3 protein-coding genes and 1 pseudogene are annotated in these 10923 nt (G+C 72.2%); 3 read left to right on the top strand and 1 reads right to left on the bottom strand.

The features are described from left to right. Positions 1 to 395: pseudogene (locus tag QZ483_RS03540) on the bottom strand (hypothetical protein); the annotation flags it as partial. Between the two features lie 268 nt (positions 396 to 663). On the opposite strand from QZ483_RS03540, the gene gcvP reads away from it, so the two are divergent. The 3 genes from gcvP (at position 664) to QZ483_RS03525 (ending at position 10912) form a co-directional block, all read left to right on the top strand. After that, positions 664 to 3510 carry an aminomethyl-transferring glycine dehydrogenase gene (gene gcvP / locus QZ483_RS03535; RefSeq protein WP_297081608.1) on the top strand — a complete coding sequence of 949 codons (2847 nt, stop codon included), beginning with the start codon at positions 664 to 666 and terminating at the stop codon, positions 3508 to 3510. Between the two features lie 190 nt (positions 3511 to 3700). After that, complete coding sequence (locus QZ483_RS03530; RefSeq protein ID WP_297081607.1) at positions 3701 to 4852, top strand: serine/threonine-protein kinase; 1152 nt, start codon at positions 3701 to 3703, stop codon at positions 4850 to 4852. Positions 4853 to 4855: 3 nt separating this feature from the next. After that, positions 4856 to 10912: an Ig-like domain-containing protein gene (locus QZ483_RS03525; RefSeq protein ID WP_297081606.1), complete on the top strand. Its 6057-nt coding sequence runs from the start codon at positions 4856 to 4858 to the stop codon at positions 10910 to 10912. Positions 10913 to 10923: the final 11 nt, after the last annotated feature.

Genomic DNA, 10923 nt, shown 5'->3' with positions numbered 1-10923 from the left:
CCCACCCCGGCGCCCACGCCGGCGGCGGGTGCGATCAGCGCTCCCGCCCCCACAAGGTTGCCGAGCATGAAGCCCACGGCGAGGCCCAGGGCCGCGAACGCGAGCACGTGGACGTTGGTGTTGGGGTTGGCGCGAAGCAGGAATCCCAGCCCCCACGCGAGGACCGGTCCCACCAGGATGAACACCGCCACGATCAGTCCCAGCAGCGCGATCCCGCTCTCGAACAGGGTTCCCTCGGTCGGTCCCGCGCCCTCGGATCCCAGCAGCACGGTGAAGAACACGAGCGCCGCGCAGATGACGCCGGCGATCACGCAGCCCACGAACACCCACCACGGGCTGAAGCTGACCTCCCACCGGGGGCGCACCTTGCCGCTGTTCGGATCCCATTCGGCCATGGCCACAGCGTACGGGGCGCACGTCCGGGCGCCCACGCGACGACCGCATCGGCCCGCCGTGCCCACCGACACCCCCACCCTTACCGGTTCTGCACACGGGTGGGACCGGTGGTGAAGGCGGGACGTGTGGTGCGTCGCACCCTTCTCAGCGGGCGCACGAGCCCCAGGTGTGTGCAGAACCGGTAGAAGCGGGCTCAACGGCGCCGCCCAACAGCGGTGCCCGCGTGCCTGCCTGTCGCGTCCAGGGTGTTTGCGACACAATGGGCCAGTGACCTCCTTCGCTGACCGGCACATCGGACCCGACGAGACCGCCATCGCGACCATGCTGGACGCCGTGGGATACCCGTCCCTGGCGACGCTCGCGGAGGCCGCAGTCCCGGAGTCGATCCGGCAGGACGACGTCCTGGTGCTGCCGGACCCGCTGACCGAGAACGGCACGCTCAACGCGCTGCAGTCGTTCGCCCAGCGCAACCAGGTCCACATCCAGATGATCGGCCAGGGCTACTTCGACACCATCACGCCCATGGTGATCCGCCGGAACATCCTCGAGAACCCTGCCTGGTACACCGCCTACACGCCGTACCAGGCGGAGATCTCCCAGGGCCGGCTCGAGGCGCTGCTGAACTTCCAGACCATGGTGTCCGACCTCACGGCCCTGCCCGTCGCGGGCGCCAGCCTGCTCGACGAGGCCACCGCGGTTGCGGAGGCCGTCCTCCTCATGCGCCGCGCCGTCAAGGGCAAGGACGAGGGCGTCGTAGTGCTCGACTCGGAGTGCCTGCCGCAGACCGTCGCGGTGGTCTCCGCGCACGCCGAGGCGATCGGGCTGAGGCTCGAGGTCCACGACCTGGGCAAGGCGTGGGAGGCCCCCGAGGATCTCATCGGCCTGGTCATCCAGCAGCCCGGCGTCACGGGCGTCCTGCGCGAGCCCGAGCCCCTGATCGAGTCCGCCAAGGCGGTGGGCGCGCTCGTCACGATCGCGTGCGACCTGCTCGCGCTCACGATGATCAAGGCGCCGGGCGAGCTCGAGGCGGACATCGCGGTGGGGTCGGCCCAGCGCTTCGGCGTCCCGCTGTTCTTCGGTGGTCCCCACGCCGGCTTCATGTCCGTGCGCGAGGGCCTCGAGCGCCAGCTGCCCGGTCGCCTGGTGGGAGCGAGCGTCGACGTCGACGGCCGCACGGCGTACCGCCTCGCGCTGCAGACCCGCGAGCAGCACATCCGCCGCGACCGCGCCACGTCGAACATCTGCACCGCGCAGGCGCTGCTCGCGATCGTCGCCGGCTTCTACGCGATCCACCACGGCCCCGACGGTCTGCGAGCGATCGCACAGCAGGTCCACGCGACGGCCGTGACGCTGGCCGATGCGCTGGGTGCGGCCGGCGTGCGCGTCAAGCACGAGCACTTCTTCGACACCGTCGTGGCCGAGGTTCCTGGAGGTGCGGACTCGGTCATCGCGCGCGCCGCCGCCGCGGGCATCAACCTGCGCCGCGTGGACGACGACAACGTGGCGGTGGCGTGCGACGAGGTCACGAGCCTCGAGATCCTCGACGATCTCGTCGAGGCCGTCACCGCGGTCAAGCGTCACGCCGTCTACACCGCACCCCGGGTGGCGATCCCGCGCTCGCAGCGCCGCACGAGCGAGTACCTCGCCCACCCGATCTTCCACGAGCACCGCTCGGAGACGTCGCTCATGCGCTACATGCGCAAGCTCGCGGACCGCGACCTCGCGCTCGATCGCACCATGATTCCGCTGGGCTCGTGCACCATGAAGCTCAATGCGGCCGTCGAGATGGCACCCATCTCGTGGCCCGGGTTCGCCCGCATCCACCCCTTCGCGCCGAGCGACCAGACCGCCGGCTACCGCGACATGATCGCGCAGCTCGAGGGCTGGCTCGCCGACATCACGGGCTACGCGGCCGTGTCCGTGCAGCCCAACTCGGGCGCCCAGGGCGAGTACGCGGGCCTGCTCGCGATCCGCGCCTACCACCGCGACAACGGACAAGCCGAGCGCAACGTGTGCCTGATCCCCGCATCGGCCCACGGCACCAACGCCGCCTCCGCGGTCCTCGCGGGACTGCGCGTGGTGGTGGTCGCGACGGCCGAGAATGGCGAGGTCGACCTTGAGGACCTCAACGCCAAGCTCGCGGCTCACGAGGGCCGCATCGCCGCGATGATGATCACCTACCCCTCGACGCACGGCGTATACGAGGAGCACGTGGGCGACGTGTGCGCCGCGGTGCACGAGGCCGGCGGCCAGGTCTTCATCGACGGCGCCAACCTCAACGCGCTGGTGGGCATCGCCAAGCCGGGCCACTTCGGCGGCGACGTGAGCCACCTCAACCTCCACAAGACGTTCTGCATCCCCCACGGCGGCGGCGGTCCTGGCGTGGGCCCGGTCGCGGTCGCGGAGCACCTGGTGCCGTACCTGCCCGCGCTGCGCCAGACCATCCAGCGCCCCGCGGAGCTGCGCCGTCACGGCGCGCCGGTGAGCGCGGCGCCGTTCGGCTCGGCGGGCATCCTGCCCATCACCTGGGCGTACATCGCGCTCATGGGCCACGAAGGCCTGAGCCGCGCCACCGAGACCGCGGTGCTCGCCGCGAACTACGTGGCCGCGCGACTCGGCGACGCCTTCCCGGTGCTGTACCGCGGGCCCAACGGGCTGGTGGCGCACGAGTGCATTCTCGACGTCCGCCCGCTCGCCAAGGCCACCGGCATCACCGCAGAGGACATCGCGAAGCGCCTCATCGACTTCGGCATCCACGCCCCGACGATGTCCTTCCCGGTCGCGGGAACGCTGATGGTCGAGCCCACCGAGTCCGAGGATCTCGCGGAGATCGACCGCTTCGTCGAGGCCATGCTGGTCATCCGCGAAGAGATCGCGGCGGTCGAGCGCGGCGAGGTGGCCGCCGAGGATTCGGTGTTGCGCCGGGCGCCGCACACGGCCGATGCGGTGGTCGCCGACGGCTGGGACCGCGCGTATCCGCGCGAGCAGGCCGCTTTCCCCGTGGCGGGCCTGCGCCAGGACAAGTACTGGCCGCCGGTGTCGCGCATCGACAACGTCTACGGCGACCGCAACCTGGTGTGCGCGTGCCCGCCCATCGAGGAGTACGAGGACTGACTCGGGTCGCGCGGACGCGCGAACCTCGCAAGTACGCCGATAACGGCTGCCGTGGACAAATTCACAGCAGCGGCCCGGTTCCTTGGTAGGCCCCCTGCTGTCAAGTAGAGTCGCATGAGTTCCAGGGGCCCCACACCCTCGAAGTCCAGGGGCTCCACATGCGGTGGCACGAGGTGATGCGGGAGGATCCGTGGCCCGTCGGCAAGCGTTGAGCCCGCCCGTGCTCGCGGGCTATACCTACGTGCGCCCGCTCGGATCCGGGGGATTCTCGGACGTCTTCCTGTTCCAGCAGGAGATGCCGCGCCGCCTGGTCGCCGTCAAGGTGCTGCTCAGCCGCATCGAGGATCAGGCCGGAGTGCGGGCCCTCGCCGCGGAGGCGGACATCATGGCCAGCCTCAGCGCGCACCCGGCGATCCTCACGGTCTACCAGGCATCGGTCTCCTCCGACGGGCGCCCCTTCATCGTCACCGAGTACTGCCCGGCGTCGCTGACGAACCGCTACCGCAATGAGAAGGTCTCGGTCCGCGAGGTGCTGTCGATCGGCATCCGGATCTCGGCTGCGGTCGAGGCCGCTCACCGCGCTGGGATGCTGCACCGCGACATCAAGCCGTCGAACATCCTGGTCACGTCCTTCGGCCAGCCGGTGCTGTCGGACTTCGGCGTCGCGACCGCGCTCGCCGAGGGCGAGGACGACTCGATCGCGATGTCGCCGCCGTGGAGCGCGCCCGAGGTGGTGGAGCGCAAGACCTCCGGCACCGTCGCGACCGAGGTGTGGTCGCTCGCCGCCACGATCTACACGCTGCTCGCCCAGCGCGCGCCGTTCGACGGCCCGGACGGCCGTCGCGGCGACGAGGCGCAGATGCGCGCCCGCATCGTGAAGGCGCGGTACACGCCGACCGGACGCGACGACGTCCCGGAGAGCCTCGAGAACGCGCTCGCGGACGGGCTCAAGCGCATGCCGGCCGACCGGCACCCGAGCGCGCTGGCCCTGGGTCAGGCGCTGCAGTCGGTCGAGCAGGAGCTGGGACTGCCGGTCACGCCGCTCGACGTCCCGACGGACGAGTGGGCGCAGGCGACGGTCTCCGCGGCCGATGACCAGGTCGTCGCGACTCCCGGCCGCACCCCTGTGCGCTCGACGGTGCCCATCGAGTCGCGCCGGGTGCGCGGCGCCGACCGTGGCGGCACGCAGACCGGCGCCCGGGGCGGCACCCACACGGGCACCCGCACGCGACACGAGGCCGAGGCGACGCGCGTGGGCCGAGGCATCGCGATCGCCGCGGTCGTGGCCGGGGCATCGGCGCTGGGGGTCCTCGCGACCATCGTCTTCATGGTGGGTCGGTAGGACGTGAACGCGTCGGACGCCGGCGCACGCCGGTCGCCTGCGGCACGGCGTCGCTGGGTGTGGCGCGGCACCATCGCCGCCGGTCTCGTCGCGCTCGTCGTGGGCGCGGCGCTCGCACCGGGCTTCGACGAGCGCGAGGTCCAGGCCGAGGATCCCTCCGTGTGGGCGCTGCAGACCGCCACCGGCCAGCGCTTCGCCCGCGTCAACACCCTCGTGTCGGAGCTCGACACCGTGAAGACCGTGGCCTCTCCGACGGAGATCGTGCAGGCGAGCGACAGGCTGCTGGTCTACTCGGACAGCCTGGGCTCCGTCACGACGGTGGATGCCGCCCTCCCGGAGGACATCGACGGCGCGGCGGAGACCAGGACGGCGACCCCGGCCGGCACCGACGCCGTGGTCAGCAGCGGCGACTGGGTGGCGTACCTCACCACGGCGGGCGAGGTCTATCTGGGTCAGGTCTCGGACGGTTCGGCCGCCGCGCCGCGAGTCATCGATCCGTACGAGGCGGTGGAGGTCGCGGAGGACGAGGATCGCCCGCAGTTTCGCGCGGTCGCGGTGTCCGTTAGCGACGACGGCAGGGTGGTGGCGTATTCGCCCGAGCGCCAGGCGGTGCTGGTCTCGCAGGCCGGGGGCGAGTCCCTCGACGTGGTCGCGGTGCCCGACGGGCCCGATGCGGCCGATGCGCAGGTCACCTGGGCGGGCGAGACCTGGGCGGTGCTCGAGCCGGAGACGGGTCTCGTGTGGCTCGCGGGCGCGCTCGAACCGGTCGCGACGGGCTCCGTCACGGGCGCCCGGCTGCAGGCGGCCACCTCCTCGACGACGGCGATCGTGATCGCCGACGAGTTCGGGGCGATCTCGGTTCCGCTCGACGGCGCCGCGGCGTCCCGCGTCCAGGGCTCGACGGAGCTGTCCCTGGGCCAGCCCGCGCAGCCAGTGCCGATGCCCGGCACGGGCGACGTGGTCGCCGCGTGGCTGCCCGCGGGCACCGGTCCGGGAACGCTGTGGATGTCCACCGGCGCGACCAGCGCTCTCGACTACGCCGACGGCACGCTCGCCGAGCGCCGCGCTCCGGTCCTGCGCAGCAATGGCTCGCGCCTGGTGCTCAACGAGTCGCGCTCCGGCTGGGTGTGGTCGGTGCCCTCGGGTGAGCTGGTGCGCTCGTCCCAGGCCTGGGTCGCGAGCGAGGACACCGCGCAGTCCGATGCGGACCAGGAGGTGGCGACGCAGGTCACCGAGCCGCGCGCCCCGGTCGCGCGGGACGACGACTTCGGCGTGCGCGCGGGCCGCCAGGTGCTGCTTCCCGTCCTGCTCAACGACGTCGACGCGAATGCCGACGTGCTGACGGTCGCGCCCGACACCGTCGAGGGCCTCCCGCCGGAGTTCGGCACGGTCGCGGTGGGCGACGACGGCCAGGCGATCGTCGTGGACGTCGCCGCCGATGCGGTCGGCACGGCCACGTTCCGCTACGCCATCAGCGACGGCACCGCGGACGACGGCCTGCTGTCTCGCGAGGCGGTCGTGACGCTCACAGTGCAGCCCCCGGACGTCAACAGCGCTCCGGTGTGGTGCGGCGTCGAGGACTGCGCGATGCGCTGGCCGAGCCCGCAGGTGTCGCCCGGCGGCACCGTGTCCGTCGACGTTCTGTCGGGCTGGGTCGACCCGGAGGGCGATCCCATCTACCTGCAGTCCGCGACGACCGCGGCGACCAGCGGCGTGGTCGCGGCGTCGCCCGAGGGGCAGGTGTTCTTCCAGCACACCAACGCCAACGCGACCGCGGCGGGCACGGTCCCGGTCGACGTGACGGTCGCTGACGCCTACGGCGCAACCGCGTCGCGCGGACTGTCGGTCTCGGTCCTCGCGGATCCGCAGCTGCGCGTCGAGGACGTCGCGGTGACCGCGACGGCCGGCGTGACCGCGACGGTGGACGTCGCGGGCCAGGTCATGGGCGCTCGCGGCCCGCTGACCGTGACCGAGGCCTCGATGGGCCTGGACGAATCCGCCGCGGTCGCGGTGGCCGAGGGCCTGGTCGGCTTCACGTTCACGGCGGCGACGGCGGGGTCGTACCTGGTCGACTTCGCCGTGTCCGACGGCGTGGCCGAGACCCGAGCCGTCGCGCGCATCACGGTGATCGACCCGGAGGACGAGCGTCTATCGACGGTGCCGCTGACGGCATTCGTGCGGGCGCGCGAGGACGCCACGGTCGACGTGCTCGCCGCGGTGACCAACCCGAGCGGGCACGTGCTGCTGGTGAGCGATCTGCTCGTCGACCCCGAGGAGGGCGCCCAGCTCTCCGCCGACATCGTCGGTCACAGTGCGCTGCGCCTGAGCGGCGACACCCCCGATGGCCAGCCCGGCACGCTCGGCGTGGTCTCGTTCGAGGTGTCCGACGGCTCCGGGCGCGAGCAGGCGCGGGTGCGAGGCGAGATCACCGTGATCCTGCTGGGCTCGGAGTCGCCGGCGACTCCGCTCGCCGTCGACGACGCGATCACGGTCCGCGTGGGCACGCAGGCCGACATCGAGGTGCTCGCGAACGACGTGGGTCCGGCGGGCAACGTGGTCGCCCTGGACGCGGGCTCGGTGGTGGCCGATGCGGCCGCCGGCCTCGCGTTCCCTGCGGGCTCGCGGATCAGGTACCTGGCGCCGCAGACGCCCGGCCTCTACGAGATCTCCTACTCCGCGTATGTGCTCGGGTATCCGACGCAGCTGGACTCAGCGCGCGTGGTGGTTACGGTGCTCGCCTCCGACACCAACCAGCCGCCCACGCCCGGCAGCCTGCGCGGGCGCGTCGCGTCGGGCGAGACCGTGCGCCTGCCATTCGTGGGCACCGGCATCGACCCCGACGGCGACACGGTCACGCTGCGGCGCGTCGAGACCCAGCCGGCATCGGGCTCCGCGACCGTCGCTCCCGACGGTCAGTCGATTCTCTACACCGCGGATCCCGGCTTCTCCGGCCAGGTGTCCTTCACGTACGCGGTCGAGGATGCGCGCGGGCAGACGGCCCTCGGCACGGCCGCGGTCGGCGTGCTCGCCGCGGATGTGGACCCGCGTCCGGTCGCCTACTCCGACTATGTCCAGGCGCAGGTGGGCGAGGACCGCCGCGTGCGCATCAGCCCAGTCGCGAACGACATCGACCTCGCCGGCGGCGAGCTCGAGCTCGTCGACGTGCGACCCGACGCGACGCCCGACTCCGTCGAGTACGCCGCGCTCGAGGGCCGGATCCTGGGACTGACCGAGGAGCTCGTCGAGATGAGCGTGGGCGAGGAGCCGGGCACTTCGTCGTACCTCTACACCGTGCGGAACTCCGCTGGCTCGACCGCGATCGGCCGCATCATCGTCAAGGCCGTCCGCGAGCCCGTCGCCGACGTCCCGATCGTGGCGGACACCGTGCTCACGGCAGAGACCCGCGAGACGTTCGTGTCGGGCGTCGACGTGCTCACGGACAAGGTGTCCTGGGGCGCGGGAGACGCCGATGACCTGACGCTGTCGCTGTGGGGCTCGCAGGCAGACCTCGACGTCGACGGACGCAGCATCTCGGGACCTCTCCCGGAGGACGGACGGCTCATCCCCTTTCAGGTCGACGGCGTCAATTTCGCCGGCGAGGAGGTCACGTCGTACGGGTTCCTCAAGGTGCCCGGCGAGCAGGAGATCCGCGTCGCTCTCAAGGACACGTTCGAGCCCGTCCAGGTGGACGAGGGAGCCTCGGTGACCTTTGACCTGCTCAACCTGATCGCGCTGCCCGAGGGCGTCGAGGTGGCGATCGACCCCGACGGGGTCGCTGCTTCGGGCTCGCGCGCCGAGGGCTCGTGCCGGTACATCGCGGGGACGTCGGTGCGCTACAGCGCGGGCCAGGGGGCGCCCTACACCGACACGTGCCTGGTGCCGGTCCTCATCGACGGCGAGGACGACCCGACGGTGCTCCCGGTGCCGATCACGATCATCGCCGAGATCCCGCAGCCGATCCTCACCGGCGCGGCCATCGAGCTGTCACCCGGCGACACCACGACGTTCAACCTCACGAGCATGGTGTCGTGGCCCACGGGAGCCGCCGCGCGACCGGTGCAGATCGAGGCGGTGTACCGGGACGCGATGTTCGACGTGTCGCGCGAAGGAACCGTGCTCACGATCAGCGCGCGCTCGCGGGAGGCCATCCCGGGAGGCGCGGACGCCGTGACCGTCTCGCTGAGTTCCGATCCCGACACCGCGCCCGTGTCGCTGACCCTCGAGGTGGGCCCCGCGCCGTCGGAGCTGCCCAAGGGTGCCACCGTCGCGCAGACGTGCTCTCAGGCGACCGGGACCGGCTGCACCGTGAGCGTCATCGGCGGATCGGGCGAGGTCAATCCGCTGCCGGACGTCCCGCTCGAGCTCGTGTCGGTCTCGGCGTCCGCCGCGTGCCCGACCGTCGAGTTCTCGATCACCGATGCTCAGGCGATCCGGGCAACCTGGAATGCCGAGACCCCCGGCGCGGTGTGCGAGGCCTCCTTCGTGGTCCGCGACGCCCAGGGCCGCCTCAGCGGCGGCGACCGGCTGGGCTCGGTCCTCGTCGACCTGCAGGGATTCCCCGCCGCCCCCTCGGAGGTGCGGCAGGTGTCGTTCGGCGACGGAACGGTGGGCCTGGCGGTGACCCCCGGCCCGGCGGCGGCGGCGTACCCGGCCCTCAGCGGCTTCGCGATCTACGACGGCACGCGCCAGGTGGCCACGTGCGACGCCGCGGGTCTCTGCGCGGCGATCGCCGGCACGGTCAACGGGGATCAGCGCCAGTACGTGGCGCGCGCGTTCAACGCCGTGGGCGAGTCGCGCGCGGGAGTGTCCACCACGGCGTGGTCGTACGCGCCGCCGGCGGTCCTCACCGGCGCGAGCGCGTCGCCCACGAGGACCACGGGCGCGGGCAAGCAGGTCGACCTGACCTTCACCGTGTCGGATCCGACCACGCGCGAGGTCGTCATCACGAGCGCCACCGGCCAGCCGCTGCGTCACACCGTGACCGGCACCGGGGTGCAGACGGTCGCCGGCTATGCGCTCGGGTCGAACACCCCGCAGGAGATCCTGCTGACGCCGGTCACCGTGCACGACCTCCCGCCGGTCGACGGCGCCGTGGCGAACGGCGCCGCGGTCTCGCTGCAGGGCAACGGCGTGGGACGCCCGACCGTCACCCCGACGTCGACGATCACCTACGCGCAGCCCGCTCTCACGAGCGCGACCGTCCGGGTCGAGATCGGGCTCGGCGGCACCGGCTCGCAGGTCGACGTGGGCGTGGTGAACGGCGACACCTGCACCGTCCAGACGGCCGGCGTGGGCGCCGGCCCCGTTGACGTGACGTTCACCGGGCTGACCCCCTGGACTCAGCAGGTCAGGACGGTGTGCGCGATCAGCCGCGTGCCGTCGGCCACCGGATCCTTCGGCGAGACGAGGGCGGACGTCACCCTGCAGCCGCGCACCCAGCCGCCCACCCCTGTGGTGACCGCTCCGTACTCGGTGGGCACCGTGTGCGAGCTCGACGGCGACCAGGCCTGCCGGGTCCCGCTGTCGACCGTCACCGCGCCCACGTTCGAGGCGCTGACGGGGCTGCCGGCGGTCTGGTACGAGATCCGCTACTTCGTCGGATCGCCCACCGCGACGACCTCGACCACGTCCTTCCCGATCGCCCAGCAGCACAACGCTTCAAGCGCCGTGTACGCCAAGTGGTGCGCCACCGTGACGCCGTCCTACTGCGGCCCCGCCGTCCAGCTGGCGCCGGCGGCGGGCAGCCCCGCGTACGCCCCGCGCGTCCAGTACGCGCTGTGCGAGCGGCTCGACGGTGGTGCGGCTTCGCTCCCGGCGCCCACCACGCCCGCAGCCGTGGACCTCGACTACGCCTACACGCTGTACGACTACGACAGCCAGCTGATCACCGGAACCGACTACACGAACCTGGCGTACGCGCAGCTGAGCGTCGCCTTCGGCGGCAGCCTCACGGGCATCGGCCCGGTGAACTTCCCTGTCCTGACCTGCATCAATGCCGCCACCCCGCCTGCGCCGGCCCCTGAGCCGCCCCCGTCCGACGATGACCCGCCGTCACCATGACCGCCCGCACA

This window comes from uncultured Demequina sp. (assembly GCF_913055775.1).
Taxonomy (GTDB): Bacteria; Actinomycetota; Actinomycetes; order Actinomycetales; family Demequinaceae; genus Demequina.
Note: the sequence above shows the minus strand (reverse complement) of the source record. Positions and strands in the feature narration are given on the sequence as shown.